The organism is Variovorax sp. JS1663, assembly GCF_002157355.1.
GTDB lineage: Bacteria > Pseudomonadota > Gammaproteobacteria > Burkholderiales > Burkholderiaceae_C > Variovorax.
This window is the reverse complement of record NZ_LYMK01000001.1, coordinates 193,857-210,860: the sequence shown is the minus strand read 5'-3', so window position 1 is coordinate 210,860 and position 17,004 is coordinate 193,857. Positions and strand designations below refer to the sequence as shown.

The window sequence follows — 17,004 nt, the reverse complement described above, 5'->3', positions numbered from 1 at the left end:
CTTGACCTCCCTCGCCCCCGCCTCCTTCGGCGCTGCCCTGCAGGCCGCGCGCGATGCCGCGGGCGCCCAGCATTATCCCGAAGGCACGCTCTACATGGTCGCGACGCCGATCGGCAACCTGGCGGACATCACGCTGCGCGCGCTGCAGGTGCTGCAGTTCGTCGACGCGGTGGCCTGCGAGGACACGCGCCACACGCAGGGCCTGCTGCGCGCCTACGGCATCGAGCGCCCGTCGGCGCAGCTGCTGGCGCTGCACCAGCACAACGAGGCCGAGGCCGCCCAGGCCGTGGTGGCGCGCCTCGCGGCCGGCGAGCGCATCGCCTATGTCAGCGATGCGGGCACGCCCGGTGTCAGCGACCCGGGTGCGCGCCTCGCAGCCGCGGTGCACGAAGCCGGCCTGCGCGTGCTGCCGCTGCCCGGCGCCAGCAGCGTGACCACCCTGATCGCAGCCGCCGGGCTGGTAGGCGGCGCGGAAGAAGGCGCCTTCGTCTTCGCCGGCTTCCTGCCCAGCAAGGCCGGCGAGCGCGATGCCGCAGTGCAGGCGCTGGCCGCCGAGCCGCGCAGCGTGGTACTGCTGGAAGCGCCGCACCGCATCGAGGCCCTGGCGCGCGCGCTGGCCGTCCTCGGCGAACGGCGCGTGACGCTGGGACGTGAGCTCACCAAGCAGTTCGAGGAGATCGCCACCACCACGGCCGCCGCCCTGCCCGCGTGGCTGGCAGCCGGCCGCGACCGCACGCGCGGCGAGTTCGCACTGGTGCTGCATCCCCGGCCCGCCGCGCAGGACGACGGCGCCGAGGGCGAGCGGGTGCTGCGCCTGCTGCTCGCCGAGCTGCCGCTCAAGAGCGCGGTGCGGCTCGCCGCCGAGATCAGCGGCGCGCCGCGCAATGCGCTCTACGACCTGGCGCTGCGCCTGCGCGAAAAGCGAATCGACTGAAACGGATCTCGTTGCACGCGGCCGGCAAAGCCAGGCCCATTCGGGAGACACCGCGGAACCGGCTTTGCCGGGCCGCTGGTGTCGCCCCCGGTGAGGGGGTTGGCGGACCACACGAAGTGGGGGAGCCTGGGGGAGAGCGTCATCTCACCCGTCGAGTTCCGGATAGCAACGGAAGATGCCCTCTTCATTGAACGGGATGCGCCGTGGGCTCTTCAGGTAGTCGTGCACCCGTTGCCGGCGCGCGATGCTGGCATGCAGCTTGACCACCGCCGGCGCGTTCGCAAGCGCGCGCGCCGTGGCCTTCGGGAACGCGTAGCGCAGCCCGGCCACCAGCTGGAACAGCGACAGATCGGCATAGGTCAGGCTGTCCCCCACCAGATGCCGGTCGCCCGAGGGATTGAGCTGCAGCACGCGCTCGAACCAGTCGAGGAACTTCGGAATGCGCTCCTCGCGAAAGGCCTTGGCGCGCGCGCGCGCCGCCTCGCGCTGGTCTTCGTAGTAGGCGCCGGTGGAGATCGGGTGGTGCGTGTCGTGCGCCTCGGCCACCGCATCGGCGACGGTGAGCTGCAGCTGGTGCGTCCACAGTGCGTCGGTCTCGCCGATGCCGGCGAGGCCCAGCCGCGGCCCCAGGTACAGCAGGATGGCGGCCGTCTGGCCGACCACCACGTCGCCGTCGACCAGGAAGGGCGGCGCAAAGGAGGCACGCGGATTGCCGGGGTCGCGCAGCCGCCCGGCCAGCGCAGCCTCGCCGCCGCCCTTGCCGGACGGCGCGCGCGCCACGTCGACGTACTCGGCACCGGCGGCCTCCAGCGCGAGCCGGACAAATTCGCCGCGGCCCTGGATCGTGGGCCAGTAGTGGAGCTGGTAGGTCATTGGAGTTCCTTCGCCTTCGGCTGCGGCATTCGCCTTCGGAGCGGCCGTGCGGCTCATGAGCGCATTGTCCGCGCCGGCTGGGCATCCGCGCCGTCGGCGAATTCCGCCAGCTGTTTGCGGCGCTCCCGCTCGCGCCTCACGTAGGCGCCCGGCGTCACGCCCGACCAGCGGCTGAAGGCGCGCGCGAAGACCTTCTCCGATTCGTAGCCCGCCTCTTCGGCAATGCGGCTCGCGGCAAGCCCTCCCGCTTCGAGCTTCTCGGCCGCCAAGGCCATGCGATGGGCCGTCAGGTAGCCGATCGGCGTCTCACCGACCAGTGCCTTGAACCTGGCGCAGAAGCGCGAACGCGACATGGCGGCCTCCCCAGCCAGCTGCTCGACGCTCCATGCCTCCTGGGGTGCGCGATGGATGCCCATGATCGCGCGCGCGATCGCCGGGTCGGTCAGCCCGCGCAGCCAGCCCGGGTCGAGCGCCGCCTGGCGCCCCAGCCGCTCGCGCAGGATGTTGACCAGGAGCAGCTCGCCCATGCGACCCGCCGACAGGCGCCAGCCGGGACGGCGCTGCAGTGTCTCCAGGATGAGCGACTGCATGGTCGTGGCCAGGCAGCCGGCCATCGGCATCTCGCTCTCGCGGATGTGGATGAGGGGTGGCAGCATCCGGAACACTGAGTGGCGGCAGTACGCGGAGAACCACAGCAGCGCGGAGAACATCTCGGTGCCCTCGCCTCCGCCGCCGTGGCTGAAGACCAGGGGGTTCTCGTCCTTGGGGCCGTCGGCATGTTGCGCGATGAGATCGGCGAAAGGCGTCGCCGCCACGCCGGGCACCGAGGCGATCGTGTGCGGCGCGCCCAGCGGCAGCATGACCAGGTCGCCCGTCTCCACCCGCACCGGCGCGCTGCCTTCCAGTTCGATCCAGTAGGGGGCGCCACGCGACAGCCGGATCATCGCGCCGGGCACGCCGGCCGAATGCAGGCCCCACGGCGCACTCAGGGAGAAGCGCGCCGTCACCGCACGCTCCGAACGGCAGATCGCGAGCACCTCGCTCAGGACATCCATCGCCCCTCGCTCCTGCAATGCATCGCGGCGGGCGGGACGAATCGTGCCTCTTTGTGGACGCCCGGCGGTTGAGGGCAGGACACCGTTTCCGAACAATCGAGCTCATGTCCCATCGAGAGGACATCTTGACACAACGGCGCCGGGCTGCCCCCCGTTTGGCGCACATCGCCCGCAGGAAAGGACAACCATGGGTACTTTGAAGATCGGCGTCGTCGGCGCCGGGATCGGCGGCCTCGCCGCGGCGAACGCCTTGCACCGTGCAGGCCACGACGTCACGGTGTTCGAGCAGGCCAGGCAATTCTTCCGCGTCGGCGCGGACATCAATCTCACGCCCAATGCGGTGCGCGCGCTCGACGGCCTGGGCGAAGGCATCGCCAGGGCCGCGCGGGAATCGGGCGCGCGCCCCACCCATCGCATCAGCCGCCTGTGGGACACCGGCGAGGAGACCTCGCGCCTGCCCATGGGCGACGAGGCCGAACGCAAGTACGGCGCGCCGCAGTTGACGATCCACCGCGCGGACCTGCTGGCCGCGCTGGCCGACGCCTTCCCGGCGGAGCGGGTCCGCTTCGGGTGCCGCGCCGCGTCCATTGCCGCGACCGCCGAAGGCGCGAGCATCCGCTTCGAGGGCCAGGAGGACCAGGACAAGGCCACGACCTTCGACGTGCTGGTCGGCGCCGACGGCATCCACTCGGCCGTGCGCACCGCGATGTTCGGCGCGGAGAAGCCGCGCTTCACCGGCGTGGTGGCCTTCCGCGCCGTGGTGCCGACCGAGCGGGTGCGGCATGTGCCGAACATCGCGGCCTTCACCAAGTGGTGGGGCCCCACGCCGCAGAGCCAGATCGTGACCTTCCCGCTCAACCAGGGGCGCGACACTTTCGTTTTCGCCACCACCGCGCAGGCATCGTGGCACGACGAGTCGTGGACGACGGCCGGCAGCGTCGACGAGCTGCGCGGCTTCTACGCCGACTTCCATCCCGATGCGCGGGCGCTGCTCGACGCCTGCGACAGCGTGCTGAAGACGGCGCTGTACGAGCGCGACCCGCTGCCCCGCTGGTCGATCGGGCCCATGACGCTGCTGGGCGACGCCTGCCACCCGATGATGCCCTTCATGGCGCAGGGCGCCGGCATGGCGATCGAGGATGCCGTGGTGCTCGCGCGCAACCTCGCCGCCGTGCAGGGCCCGCAGGACGTGCAGGCTGCCCTCGCGCGCTACGAGGCCATTCGCATCGAGCGCGCCGGCAGGATCCAGCTCGGCTCGCGCGGCAACGAGTGGCTCAAGGCCGGCGGCAACGCCGACTGGGTGTACGGCTACGACGCCTGGACGATCCCGCTGGAGACGCCGTAAGAGCGGGCATCGCGCGGCACCCGCTCAACGCCCCCAGCGCAGCACCAGCGGATCGAGCCGCCGGGCCACCTCGACCAAGCCCTTGCGCGTCTGCGGATGCAGGCCCGGCCACGGATGGCGCGGCGCCTCGCAGGCGATCACGCCGCCCTCCTTCATCAGCGCCTTCGCGGCCAGGAAACCGGCCTGGCGGTTCTCGTAGTTGATCAGGGGCAGCCAGCGCTCGTACAGCGCCAGCGCCTTTTCGCGGTCGCCGTTGCGATGGGCTTCGATGATGGGGCGGATGCCGTCCGGGTAGCCGCCGCCGGTCATCGAGCCGGTGGCGCCGGCGTCGAGGTCGGGCAGCAGCGTGATCGCTTCCTCGCCGTCCCACGGCCCCTCGATGGCCTGGCCGCCGAGCCGGATCAGCTCGCGCAGCTTCGACGCGGCACCCGCGGTCTCGATCTTGAAGTAGGCGACGTGCTCGATCTCCATGGCCATCCGCGCGAGGAAGGCCGCGGACAGCGGCGTACCGCTCGCCGGCGCGTCCTGGATCATGATGGGGATGCCGATGGCATCCGAGAGCCGCGCGTAGAAGGCGTGGATCTGCGGCTCCGCGAAGCGGAAGGTGGCGCCGTGATAGGGCGGCATCACCATCACCATGGCAGCGCCCATGTCCTGCGCGCGCCGGCTGCGCGCGGCGCACACCTGCGTGCTGGTGTGCGTGGTGGTGACGATCACCGGCACGCGGCCCTTCACGTGCTCGAGCGCCGTGCGCGTGAGCAGCTCGCGCTCCTCGTCGGCCAGCAGGAACTGCTCGGAGAAGTTGGCCAGGATGCAGAGCCCGTCCGAGCCGGCATCGATCATGAAGTCGATGCAGCGCCGCTGGCTGTCGAGGTCGAGCTCGCCCGTGTCGGTGAAGGTGGTGGGTACCACCGGGAAGATGCCGCGGTGGCGCGGTGAATCCAGGGTCATGCGAGCTCCAGGAGAAGGAAGTTCAATGCGAGTGGCGCGGCACCTCGGCGCCGCGGCAGCCGACCAGGAAATCGAAGTCGCAGCCCTCGTCGGCCTGCAGCACGTGGTCGACGTAGAGGCGGGCGTAGCCGCCGCGCGCGGCCGGCGGCGCCGCCGGTTGCGCACTCGCCCGTGCCGCCAGCCGCGCGGCGAGTTCCTCGTCGCCGACGTCCAGGTGCAGGCGGCCGGCCTCGCAGTCCAGCTCGATCCAGTCGCCGTCGCGCACCGCCGCCAGCGGTCCGCCCGCCGCGGCCTCGGGCGCCACGTGCAGCACCACCGTGCCGTAGGCCGTGCCGCTCATGCGCGCGTCGGAGATGCGCACCATGTCCTTGATGCCCTGGCGCAGCAGCTTGGGCGGCAGGCCCATGTTGCCGACCTCGGCCATACCGGGGTAGCCGCGCGGTCCGCAGTTCTTCATCACCAGCACGGAGCTCGCATCGACTTCCAGCGACTCGTCGCCGATGCGCCGCTTGTAGTCGTCGAAGTCCTCGAACACCACCGCGCGACCGCGGTGCTTCAGCAGCTCCGGCGTGGCCGCCGAGGGCTTGAGCACCGCTCCCCGCGGCGCCAGGTTGCCGCGCAGGATGCAGATGCCGCCATCGTCCAGGAGCGGCTTGTCGAGCGGGCGGATCACCTCGTCGTTGTAGCTGGGCGCGTCGCGTACGTTGTCCCACAGCGAGCGGCCATTGACGGTCGGCGCGTCCGGGTGCGGCAGCAGGCCGGCCTCGCCGAGGCGGCGCAGCACCGCGGGCAGGCCGCCGGCGTAGTAGAACTCCTCCATCAGGAAGCGGCCCGAGGGCAGCAGGTCGACCAGGGTAGGCGTGCCGCGGCCGATGCGCGTCCAGTCCTCCAGCGCCAGGTCGACGCCGATGCGGCCGGCGATCGCCTTCAGGTGAATCACCGCATTGGTCGAGCCGCCGATGGCCGCGTTCACGCGGATCGCGTTCTCGAAGGCTTCGCGCGTGAGGATCTTCGACAGCGTGAGGCCCTCCTTGGCCATCGCCACCACTCGCGCACCCGACATCTGCGCCAGCACGTAGCGGCGCGCATCCACCGCGGGGATCGCGGCGTTGTGCGGGAGCGCGACGCCCAGCGCCTCGGCCATGCAGGCCATGGTGGAGGCCGTGCCCATGGTGTTGCAGGTGCCGGCCGAGCGCGACATGCCGCCCTCGGCGGCGAGGAACTGGTGCAGGTCGATCTCGCCGGCCTTGAGCGATTCGTGCAGTTGCCACACCGCGGTGCCCGAGCCGATGTCGCGCCCCTCGAGCTTCCCGTTGAGCATGGGCCCGCCGCTCACCACGATGGCCGGAACGTCGCAGCTGGCCGCGCCCATCAGCAGCGCGGGCGTGGTCTTGTCGCAGCCGGCCAGCAGCACCACCGCGTCGATGGGGTTGCCGCGGATCGCCTCCTCCACGTCCATGCTGGCCAGGTTGCGGGTGAGCATCGCGGTCGGCCGCAGATTCGACTCGCCGTTGGAGAACACCGGAAACTCCACGGGAAAGCCACCGGCCTCCGAGATGCCGCGCTTCACGTGCTCGGCGAGCTTGCGGAAGTGCGCGTTGCAGGGCGTGAGCTCGGACCAGGTGTTGCAGATGCCCACGATCGGGCGGCCGTCGAATTCGTGGTCGGGGATGCCCTGGTTCTTCATCCAGCTGCGGTACATGAAGCCGTTCTTGTCGGCCGGGCCGAACCATTGGGCGGAACGTAGTTTCTTGGGGGCATCCGGCATCGAAAGGGCCTCGTTGGGAACAGAGAGGAAAGACGGGTCTCAGCGCCGCGGCGCCCGCGCGGTGAAGAAGCGCTGCAGCAGGCAGAAAAAGAACAGCAGCGCGCCCACGACGATGCGCGTCCACCAGGAGCTCAGCGTGCCGTCGAAGGCGATCAGGGTCTGGATGATTCCCAGCGTGAGCACGCCGAACAGCGTGCCGGCCACGTAGCCCACGCCGCCGGTCAGCAACGTGCCGCCGATCACCACGGCCGCGATGGCGTCCAGCTCCAGGCCCATCGCATGCAGGCCGTAGCCCGAGAGCATGTAGAAGGTGAAGATCACGCCGGCCAGCGCCGAGCAGAAGCCCGAGAGCGCATACACGCCCACCAGCGTAGAGCGCACCGGCAAGCCCATCAGCATGGCCGAGTGCTCGCTGCCGCCGATGGCGTAAACGGTGCGGCCGAAGGGCGTGCAGTGCGCGACGAACACCGCCGCCAGCAGCACGAGCAGCGCGATCACCGCGCTGATCGACAGGGAGGCGTCACCGCCCACCGGGATGCGCAGCTGCGACACCGAGGAATAGAACTCGTTGGTGATGCTGATCGAATCGATGCTGATCAGGTAGCACAGCCCCCGCGCGAGGAACATGCCGGCCAGCGTGACGATGAAGGGCTGCAGCCGGAAGCGCTCGATCAGCACGCCCATCACGCCGCCGAAGGCCGTGCCCATCAGCAGCACCAGCGGGATCACGGCCACCGGGTTCCAGCCGTGCTTCTCCACCAGCGAGGCCGACACCATGGTGGTGAGCGCGATCACCGAACCCACCGACAGGTCGATGCCGCCGGAGAGGATCACGAAGGTCATGCCCACCGCCACCACGATCAGGAAGGCGTTGTCGATCAGCAGGTTGAGGAAGACCTGGGCCGAGAAGAAGCCGTCGTAGAGCACCGAGCCCAGCGCGCCCATGGCGACGAAGAGCGAGATGGTGGCAGCCAGCGGCAGGTACTTGGGGTTGAAGCGCGTGCGACGGCCGGCCCCCGGCGCGGCGGCGACGACCGGCGCTTCCCGCTTGTCCATCACCGCGCTCATCGCTGCGCTCCTTCCAGCGGCGCTCGCCGTGCCAGCGCGCCGATGGTGGCGCGGAACTCCGGCGACTGCAGCAGCATCACCGCGAACACCACCACCGCCTTCACCACGAGGTTGATCTCCGGCGGCACGCCCAGCGAGTAGATCGCGTAGGTCAGCGTCTGGATGATCAGCGCGCCGATCACGCTGCCCACCAGGCTGAAGCGCCCGCCGGTCAGCGCGGTACCGCCCAGGGTGACGGCCAGGATCGCATCCAGCTCGAGCAGCTGGCCGGCGTTGTTGCCGTCCGCGCTCTTCACGTTGGAGCTGATCAGGAGGCCCGCGACGCCGGCGCAGGCGCCGCAGAAGGCATAGGCGCCCACCACCAGCCGCCGTGCCTGCACGCCGGCCACGCGCGCCGCCGTGGGGTTGATGCCCACCGCCTGGATGAAGAGACCCAGCGCCGTGCGCGTGATCGCCAGGTACAGCAGCACGAACACCAGCCCCACCACGAAGAGCGAGAAGGGCAGCCCCAGCAGGTAGCCGCTGCCGAGGAAGAAGAAGGGCTGGTAGTAGATGGTGATGATCTGCCCGCCGGTGATCAGCTGCGCGATGCCGCGCCCGGCCACCATGAGGATCAGCGTGGCGATGATGGGCTGCATGCCCACCCGCGCGACCAGCAGCCCGTTCCACAGGCCGCACGCGAGCGCGATGCCGACGGCCGCCGCGATCGCCACCGGCATCGGGAAGCGGCTGACGTTGCCCGAGACCGAGCCGCCGATCATCCAGGCCGCCGTGGCCGCCGCGATGGCGACCACCGCGCCCACCGAGATGTCGATGCCGCGGGTGGCGATGACCAGCGTCATGCCCAGCGAGACCAGCACCAGCGGCGCCGCGCGGTTGAGGATGTCGATCAGGCTGCCGTAGAGATGGCCGTCGCGCCACTCGAGGTGCAGGAAGCCCGGGTTGAAGGCCGCGTTGAGCGCGAGCAGCAGCACCAGCGTCAGGAGCGGCCAGGCCAGCCGATGGCGCAGCGCCGCGGCCACGGGGTTGGAAGAGGGAGCCTCACTCATGGGTCGCCGCAATCAGTTCGCAGACCTCGTCCTCGGTGCTGCCGGCCGGCAGCTCGCCCACCTTGGCGCGGTCGCGCAGCACCACGATGCGATGCGCCACGCGCACCACCTCGCTCATCTCCGAAGAGATGAAGAGCACCGCCATCCCGGCCTGCGCCAGGCGCACGATCTGCGCCATGATCTCCTGCTTGGCCGCGACGTCGATGCCGCGCGTGGGCTCGTCCAGGATCAGGAGGCGCGGCTCGGTGGCGAGCCATCGCGCGATGATGGCCTTCTGCTGGTTGCCGCCGGAGAGCAGGCCGATGGGCGTGTCCACGCTGGCGGTCTTGATGTCCAGCGCCTGCACGTAGCGCTCGGCCAGCGCCGCCTGCTCGGCGCGCGAGAGAAAGCGGCGCATGCCCCGCCGCGCCTGCAGCGCCAGCGCGATGTTCTCGCGCAGCGACAGCTCGGCGACGATGCCGTCGGTCTTGCGCTCCTCGGGGCACAGCGCGAGGCCGTGGCGGATCGCATCGGCGGGGCTCGCGAAGCGCACCACCTCGCCGTCGATGCGCAGCTGGCCGCGGTCCGGCGCCTCCAGCCCGAAGAGCAGCCGCGCCAGCTCGGTGCGGCCCGCGCCCAGCAGGCCGGCCAGGCCCACGATCTCGCCCGCGCGCACGCGCAGGTCCACCGGCTGCAGTTGCCCGGCCTGCGCCAATCCCTGCGCCTCCAGCAGCGCGGGCGCGTCGATGCCGACGGGCGGAAGCCCCGCCGCGCGCCCGGACTGCGCCGCCAGCTCGCGGCCCAGCATCGCGGCGATGAGCGCCTGCGGGCCCAGTTCGGCGGCGCGCCACTCGCCCACCCAGGCGCCGTTGCGCAGCACGGTGATGCGGTCCGACACCGCATAGACCTGATTCAGGAAATGGGTCACGAAGACGATCGCCAGGCCTTCGTCGCGCAGCCTGCGCAGCACCTCGAAGAGCTTGCGCACCTCGTCCTCGTCCAGGCTGGAGGTCGGCTCGTCGAGGATCAGCACCTTCGAGGACACGCCCAGCGCCCGCGCGATCGCCACCATCTGCTGCACCGCCACCGGGTAGCTCGACAGCAGCCGCGAGACGTCGATGTCCAGCCCGATGCGCGCCAGCAGCTCGCGCGCGCGGCGGTTCACCGCCGACCAGTCGATGCGCAAGCCCTGCGCCGCGCCGTGCCGCGGATAGCGGCCGGCGAACACGTTCTCGGCCACCGAGAGGTTGGGACAGAGGTTGACTTCCTGGTAGACGGTGCTGATGCCCAGCTTCTGCGCTTCCAGCGGCGAAGCCGGCTGGATCGGCTCGCCGCCCAGCCGCATGCTGCCGCCGCCGGAGCTGAGCGCGCCGGTCAGCACCTTGATCAGCGTGGACTTGCCCGCACCGTTCTGCCCCATCAGCGCATGGATCTCGCCGGGGTAGAGGCGCAGCTGCACGTCGCGCAGCGCATCCACGCCGGCGAATTGCTTGCGAATGCCCGTGAGCTCCAGGACCGGTTCCATGGTCTTCCCCGACGGCCTCACTTGTTCTTGTTGTACACGTCCACGAGCACCGCCGCCAGCAGCACCAGGCCCTTGATGACCTGCTGGTAGTCGATGCCGACGCCGAGGATGGACATGCCGTTGTTCATCACGCCCATCACGAAGGCCCCGATCACCGCGCCCATGACCTTGCCCACGCCGCCCGAGGCCGAGGCGCCGCCGATGAAGCAGGCGGCGATCACGTCGAGCTCGAAGCCCAGCCCCGCCTTGGGCGTGGCGGTGTTCAGGCGCGCGGCGAAGACCAGCCCCGCGAGCGCGGCCAGCACGCCCATGTTGACGAAGGCGAGGAAGGCCAGGCGCTGCGTCGGGATGCCCGAGAGCCGCGCCGCCTTCTCGTTGCCGCCCAGCGCGTAGATGCGCCGGCCGACGGTGGTGCGGGTGGTGACGAAGTCGTAGGCCACGATCAGCACCGCCATCACGATCAGCACGTTGGGCAGGCCCTTGTACGAGGCCAGCAGCCAGCTGAAGAAAACGATGATGGCGGCGAAGACGACGTTCTTCACCAGGAAGAAGGCGAAGGGCTCCGTCTCCATGCCGTGCCGCGCCAGCTGCGCCCGGCCGCGCAGCTTGAAGAACAGCAGCGCCGCGGCCGCCAGCGCGCCGAGCGCGAGCGAGGTCAGCCGCAGGCCGTCGGCGGCCAGGGCCTCGGGGATGAAGCCCGAGCTCAGGCGCTGGAAGGCGACCGGGAAGGGCCCCACCGACTGCCCCGCCAGCAGCGCCAGTGCCAGCCCCTTGAACACCAGCATGCCGGCCAGCGTGACGATGAAGGACGGCACGCGGAAGTAGGCGACGAACCAGCCCTGCGCCGCGCCGATCACGCCGCCGGCGATCAGGCAGGCGATGAAGGTCGGCACGAAATGCCATTCGTACTCCACCATCAGCACCGCCGCCAGCGCGCCGATGAAGCCGCAGACCGAGCCCACCGACAGGTCGATGTGGCCGGACACGATCACCAGCAGCATGCCCAGCGCCATGATTACGATGTAGCTGTTCTGCAGCACCAGGTTGGTGAGGTTGAGCGGCTGCAGCAGCGTGCCGTCGGTGAGCACCTGGAACAGCACCATGATCGCGACCAGCGAGATCAGCATGCCGTATTCGCGCAGGTTGTTCTTGAGAAATCCCGGGTGGAGGGTGGCCTTGGTGGCGCTCCCCGGCGCGGCCTCGGCCGCCTGCAGTTCATTGGCCATGGACGCCACCTCCCGAGTTCACGATCGCGCGCATGATGCGCTCCTGCGAGGCCTCTGCCGCCGGGTATTCGGCGACGAAGCGGCCCTCGTTCATCACGTAGATCCGGTCGCACATGCCCAGCAGCTCCGGCATCTCGGACGAGATCATCAGGATGCCCTTGCCCTCGCTCGCGAGGCGGTCGACGATGGTGTAGATCTCGTACTTGGCGCCCACGTCGATGCCGCGCGTCGGCTCGTCGAGGATCAACAGCTCGGGGTTGGCGAAGAGCCACTTGCTCAGCACCACCTTCTGCTGGTTGCCGCCCGAGAGGTTGACCACCTGCTGGTAGACGTCGGCGCTGCGGATGCGCAGCGCGCGGCGGTAGTCGCTCGCGACCTGGTACTCGCGGCCCTCGTCGATCACCATCGCGCTCGACACGGCCTCGAGGTTGGCCAGGCTGATGTTGGTGCGGATGTCCTCCTCCAGCACCAGGCCGGCGCCCTTGCGGTCCTCGGTGACGTAGGCGATGCCGTGATCGATCGCCTTGCGGATGGTGCTGACGTCGACCTCCCTGCCGTGCATGCGCACCGTGCCGCTGATGCGCTGGCCGTAGGAGCGGCCGAACAGGCTCATCGCGAACTCGGTGCGGCCCGCGCCCATCAGGCCCGCGATGCCGACGATCTCGCCGCGGCACACGTGCAGGTCCACGCCCTTGATCTGCTCGCGGTCGGCGTGCTGCGCGTGGTGCACGCGCCAGTCGCTCACCTCCAGCACGCGCTCGCCGATGCGAGGCGAGCGCTCGGGGTAGCGGTGTGCCATGTCGCGCCCGACCATGCCGCGGATGATGCGGTCCTCGCTGATCGGCGCGGCGCGGCAGTCCATGGTCTCGACCGTGCTGCCGTCGCGCAGCACGGTGATCGCATCGGCCACCTTGGCGATCTCATTGAGCTTGTGCGAGATCAGGATCGAGGCGATGCCCTGCGCCTTGAGCTCCAGCAGGAGCGCCAGCAGCGCGTCGCTGTCACTCTCGTTGAGGCTGGCGGTGGGCTCGTCGAGGATCAGCAGCCGCACCTTCTTCGACAGCGCCTTGGCGATCTCCACCAGTTGCTGCTGGCCCACGCCCAGGTCCGTGACCAGGGTGGTCGGCCGGGCCTTCAGCCCCACCTTCGCCAGCAGCTCGCCGGTGCGGCGCCAGGCCTCGCCCCAGTCGACGATGCCCCGGCGCGCCGTCTCGTTGCCGAGGAAGATGTTCTCGGCGATCGACAGCAGCGGCACCAGCGCGAGCTCCTGGTGGATGATGATGATGCCCAGGGCCTCGCTGTCGGCGATGCCGCGGAAGCGCCGGGGCTCGCCGTCGAAGCGGATCTCGCCGGCGTAGGAATCGCAGGGGTACACGCCGCTGAGCACCTTCATCAGCGTGGACTTGCCCGCACCGTTCTCGCCCACCACCGCATGGATCTCGGCCGCGCGCACGGCGAGGTTGACGTTGTCCAGGGCGTTCACGCCGGGGAAGGTCTTGGTGATGCCGCGCATCTCCAGAAGAATGGCGTCGTCGCTCAATCGGTCTCCTTGGCCGCACCGGACGGGCGTGCCCGCCCGCCGTGCCGCGCACTCACTTGATCTGGCTTTCCTTGTAGTAGCCGCTGTCGACCAGCACCGGCTTCCAGTTCGAGGCGTCGACGCTCACCGGCTTGAGCAGGTAGGAGGGCACCACCTTCACGCCGTTGTTGTAGGTCTTGGTGTCGTTCACCTCCGGCGTCTTGCCGGCCAGCATGGCGTCCACCATCGCGACCGTGACCTTGGCCAGCTCGCGCGTGTCCTTGAATACCGTCGAAGTCTGCTCCTTGCGCAGGATGGACTTGACCGATGGCACCTCCGCGTCCTGGCCCGAGACCACCGGCATCGGCTGCTGCGGCGTGCCGTAGCCCACGCCCTTGAGCGAGGACAGGATGCCGATCGACAGGCCGTCGTACGGCGAGAGCACCGCGTCCACCCGCTCCTTGCCGTAGTAGGCCGACAGCAGGTTGTCCATGCGCGCCTGCGCCACCGCGCCGTCCCAGCGCAGCGTGCCCACCTTGTCCATGCCCATCTGCTTGCTGCGCACCACCAGCTTGCCGCTGTCGATGTAGGGCTTGAGCACGGACAGCGCGCCGTTGTAGAAGAAGAAGGCGTTGTTGTCGTCGGGCGAACCGCCGAAGAGCTCGATGTTGAAGGGGCCCTTGCCGCTCTTCAGGCCCAGCCCCGCCTCGATCGACTGCGCCTGCAGCACGCCGACCTGGAAGTTGTCGAAGGTGGCGTAGTAGTCGACGTTCTTCGAGCCCTTGATGAGCCGATCGTAGGCGATGATCTTCACGCCCTTGTCGGCCGCCTTCTGCAGCACGTCCGACAGGGTGGTGCCGTCGATGGCGGCGATGACCAGTACCTTCGAGCCCTTGGTCACCATGTTCTCGATCTGCGCGAGCTGGTTGGGGATGTCGTCGTCGGCGTACTGCAGGTCCGTCTTGTAGCCCTTCTCCTTGAAGTACTTGACCATGTTGGAGCCGTCCGCGATCCAGCGCGCCGAGGACTTGGTGGGCATCGAGATCGCGATCAGGCCCTTGTCCTGGGCCTGCGCCAGCGAGGGAAGGCCTGCCGCGCCGGCAATGGCGAGGGCCGCGAGGGCGAGGGCCGACTGGAGGAAGTTGCGTTTCATTTTGGGCTTGTCTCCTTCGAACTGGATGAGCCTGGGGGAGGGCTCAGTACTTTCGCTTCGGGAATTCCTTGGCGGCGACTTCCATCGGGAAGATGGTCTCCTCCGTCACGATGCGCTTGGGCAGCGCCTTGCCCGCCTTGATGTCCTTGACGGCGGACATGAGCTGCGGCCCCAGCAGCGGGCTGCATTCGACCGAGACGTTCAGCTTGCCGGCGATCATGGCCTCGAAGGCACCCTTGACCGCATCGATCGAAATGATGGTGATGTCCTTGGCCGGCTTCAGCCCCGCCTCCTCGATCGCCTGGATGGCGCCGATGGCCATGTCGTCGTTGTGCGCGTAGAGCACGTTGATCTTCTTGCCGTCGGCCTTGAGGAAGGCCTCCATCACCTCCTTGCCCTTGGCGCGGGTGAAGTCGCCGGTCTGCGAACGGATGATCTTGAACTTCGGGTCGGCCTTGATGATTTCCTCGAAGCCCTTCTTGCGGTCGATCGCCGGCGCCGAGCCCACGGTGCCCTGCAGCTCGACGATGTTGACCTCGCCCTTCTGGTCTTTCATCTTCTCGACCAGCCAGCGCCCGGCCTTGCGGCCTTCCTCGACGAAGTCGGAGCCCATGAAGCTCACGTAGAGCGAGTCGTCCTTGGTGTTGACGGAGCGGTCGGTCAGCACCACCGGGATCTTGGCGGCCTTGGCTTCGCGCAGCACAGTCTCCCAGCCCGACTCCACCACCGGCGAGAAGGCGATCACGTCCACCTTCTGCGCGATGAAGGAGCGGATGGCCTTGATCTGGTTCTCCTGCTTCTGCTGCGCGTCGGAGAACTTGAGCTCGATGCCGGCCTCCTTGGCGGCCGACTTGATGGACTCGGTGTTGGCGGTGCGCCACTCGCTCTCGGCGCCGACCTGGCTGAAGCCCAGGACGATCTTCTTCTGCGCCAGCGCGGTGGCCGGCAGGAGCGCGCCGAGCGAGGCGGCAGCCATGGCAAGGGTCAATGTGCGGCGGGTCAGTTTCATCTCATGTCTCCTGGTTGCTCTGGTTGAACTCGTTCAGGCTCGGATGTAGCCGGTCTTCACCGTGGTGTAGAAGCCGGCGGCATGGCGGCCCTGCTCGCGCGCGCCGTAGCCGGACGCCTTGCGTCCGCCGAAGGGCACGTGGTAGTCGACGCCGGCGGTCGGCAGGTTGACCATGGTCATGCCCACGCGCGCATGGCGGCGGAAGTGCATCGCATGGCGCAGCGAGTTGGTGCAGATGCCGGCGCACAGGCCGAAGGGCGTGTCGTTGGCCAGCGCCAGCGCGTGATCGGCGTCGTCGGCGCGCAGCACGCAGGCCACGGGGCCGAAGACCTCCTCGCGGGCGATGCGGTGCGCGGGTTTCGCGAGGAAGAGCGCGGGGCTCAGGTAGTGGCCTTCGCTGGGGCGCTGCAGCAGCTCGCCGCCCCAGACATGCTCGGCCCCCTCTTCGCGCGCGACCTCGATGGCGGCGATGTTCTGCTCGAGCTGCCTGCGGTCGGCCACCGGGCCGATGTCCACGCCGGGCTCCAGCGCATGGCCGACCTTCAGCGCGGCGATGCGCTGCTTCAGCCGTGCGACGAAGGCATCGTGGACCGCCGCCTCGACGATCAGGCGGCTCGACGCGGTGCAACGCTGGCCGGTGGAGAAGTAGGCGCCCTGCACCGCGCAATCCACGGCCAGCTCCAGGTCGGCATCGGCCAGCACGACCAGGGGGTTCTTGCCGCCCATCTCCAGCTGCACCTTGGCGCGGCGCGCGGCGGTAGCCTGCAGCACGCGCTCGCCGTTCGCGGCCGAGCCGGTGAAGCTGACGGCATCGACCAGCGGATGCTCCGCCAGCGCCTGCCCCACCTCGCGGCCGCTGCCCATCACCAGGTTGAAGGTGCCCGCCGGCAGCGCGGCGCGGCTGATGATCTCGGCCAGGGCCCAGCCGCAGGCCGGCACCAGCTCGGAGGGCTTGAACACCACCGCGTTGCCGCAGGCCAGCGCCGGCGCGATCTTCCAGGCCGGGATCGCCAGGGGCAGGTTCCAGGGTGCGATCAGGGCGACCACGCCCACCGGCTCACGCGACACGTCCACGTGCACGCCGGGGCGCAGCGAGGCGATGCTCTCGCCCCCCACGCGCAAGGCCTCGCCGGCGAAGAACTTGAAGATCTGGCCGGCGCGCGCGGCCTCGGCCACGGCCTCCGGCAGGGTCTTGCCCTCCTCGCGCGCCAGCAGCAGGCCCAGCTCGTCGCGGCGCGCCAGGATCTCGCTGCCGATCTGGTCCAGCGCATCGGCGCGGCGCTGCGGCGTGGTCATGCTCCAGGCCCGCAGGGCATCGGCGGCGGCGCGGACCGCCTGCTCGGTCTGGCTGCGGTCGGCCCGTGCGTATTCGGCCACCGTCTCGCGCAGGTCCGAGGGGTTGGTGCTGCGCCCGGTGGTCACGCCCGTCTCCCAGCGGCCATTGATGTAGTGGCGCACGCTGTGCGGGACCTCGGGACTGCGCTTCAACGTCGTGATTCCAATGGATGGGAGTGCGGCGCAGTTTAGGAATGGCACCGATATCTTTCCAA

The 17,004-nt window shown here is 69.7% G+C and carries 14 protein-coding genes; 2 read left to right on the top strand and 12 right to left on the bottom strand.

The window, feature by feature from the left end:
* Window position 1: 1 nt before the first annotated feature.
* Entirely contained in the window at window positions 2-934 is a 933-nt protein-coding gene (rsmI, locus tag A8M77_RS01095) for a 16S rRNA (cytidine(1402)-2'-O)-methyltransferase (protein WP_086919714.1), read from the top strand.
* Between the two features lie 144 nt (window positions 935-1,078).
* Here the strand turns inward: rsmI and A8M77_RS01090 are convergent, their stop codons facing one another.
* Together A8M77_RS01090 and A8M77_RS01085 are read right to left on the bottom strand one after the other, a co-directional pair.
* A complete protein-coding gene (locus tag A8M77_RS01090; protein ID WP_086919713.1) occupies window positions 1,079-1,807 on the bottom strand; it encodes a glutathione S-transferase in 729 nt (242 codons plus the stop codon).
* A 53-nt stretch (window positions 1,808-1,860) separates the two neighbouring features.
* On the bottom strand, window positions 1,861-2,862 hold the full coding sequence (locus tag A8M77_RS01085) for an AraC family transcriptional regulator (protein ID WP_086919712.1): 1,002 nt from the start codon (window positions 2,860-2,862) through the stop codon (window positions 1,861-1,863).
* Between the two features lie 187 nt (window positions 2,863-3,049).
* Here A8M77_RS01085 and A8M77_RS01080 point away from each other — a divergent pair, with 187 nt between their 5' ends.
* Window positions 3,050-4,207 carry an FAD-dependent monooxygenase gene (locus A8M77_RS01080; protein WP_086919711.1) on the top strand — a complete coding sequence of 386 codons (1,158 nt, stop codon included), beginning with the start codon at window positions 3,050-3,052 and terminating at the stop codon, window positions 4,205-4,207.
* 24 nt (window positions 4,208-4,231) lie between these two features.
* Here the strand turns inward: A8M77_RS01080 and A8M77_RS01075 are convergent, their stop codons facing one another.
* The 10 genes from A8M77_RS01075 to A8M77_RS01030 all read right to left on the bottom strand — a co-directional run bounded on the left by A8M77_RS01075 (window position 4,232) and on the right by A8M77_RS01030 (window position 16,942).
* Window positions 4,232-5,158, bottom strand: coding sequence for a dihydrodipicolinate synthase family protein (locus A8M77_RS01075; RefSeq protein WP_086919710.1), 927 nt, complete (start codon window positions 5,156-5,158; stop codon window positions 4,232-4,234).
* A 22-nt stretch (window positions 5,159-5,180) separates the two neighbouring features.
* Window positions 5,181-6,926, bottom strand: coding sequence for an IlvD/Edd family dehydratase (locus A8M77_RS01070; RefSeq protein ID WP_086919709.1), 1,746 nt, complete (start codon window positions 6,924-6,926; stop codon window positions 5,181-5,183).
* A gap of 39 nt (window positions 6,927-6,965) precedes the next feature.
* The gene (gene yjfF, locus A8M77_RS01065) at window positions 6,966-7,994 is read right to left on the bottom strand and encodes a galactofuranose ABC transporter, permease protein YjfF (protein ID WP_086919708.1); all 1,029 of its coding nucleotides are present in this window, start codon (window positions 7,992-7,994) and stop codon (window positions 6,966-6,968) included.
* Complete coding sequence (locus A8M77_RS01060) at window positions 7,991-9,043, bottom strand: ABC transporter permease (protein ID WP_086919707.1); 1,053 nt, start codon at window positions 9,041-9,043, stop codon at window positions 7,991-7,993. Before A8M77_RS01060 ends, yjfF begins: the two co-directional genes overlap by 4 nt.
* A complete protein-coding gene (locus A8M77_RS01055) occupies window positions 9,036-10,547 on the bottom strand; it encodes a sugar ABC transporter ATP-binding protein (protein ID WP_086919706.1) in 1,512 nt (503 codons plus the stop codon). The genes A8M77_RS01060 and A8M77_RS01055 overlap by 8 nt, the downstream gene beginning before the upstream one ends.
* A 17-nt stretch (window positions 10,548-10,564) precedes the next feature.
* Entirely contained in the window at window positions 10,565-11,773 is a 1,209-nt protein-coding gene (mmsB, locus tag A8M77_RS01050; protein ID WP_086919916.1) for a multiple monosaccharide ABC transporter permease, read from the bottom strand.
* Complete coding sequence (gene mmsA / locus A8M77_RS01045; protein WP_086919915.1) at window positions 11,763-13,286, bottom strand: multiple monosaccharide ABC transporter ATP-binding protein; 1,524 nt, start codon at window positions 13,284-13,286, stop codon at window positions 11,763-11,765. Before mmsA ends, mmsB begins: the two co-directional genes overlap by 11 nt.
* 79 nt (window positions 13,287-13,365) lie before the next feature.
* Window positions 13,366-14,445: a multiple monosaccharide ABC transporter substrate-binding protein gene (chvE, locus tag A8M77_RS01040; protein ID WP_086919705.1), complete on the bottom strand. Its 1,080-nt coding sequence runs from the start codon at window positions 14,443-14,445 to the stop codon at window positions 13,366-13,368.
* A 43-nt stretch (window positions 14,446-14,488) separates the two neighbouring features.
* Entirely contained in the window at window positions 14,489-15,454 is a 966-nt protein-coding gene (locus A8M77_RS01035; RefSeq protein ID WP_086919704.1) for an ABC transporter substrate-binding protein, read from the bottom strand.
* 33 nt (window positions 15,455-15,487) lie between these two features.
* Window positions 15,488-16,942: an aldehyde dehydrogenase family protein gene (locus tag A8M77_RS01030; RefSeq protein WP_086919703.1), complete on the bottom strand. Its 1,455-nt coding sequence runs from the start codon at window positions 16,940-16,942 to the stop codon at window positions 15,488-15,490.
* Between the last annotated feature and the right edge of the window lie 62 nt (window positions 16,943-17,004).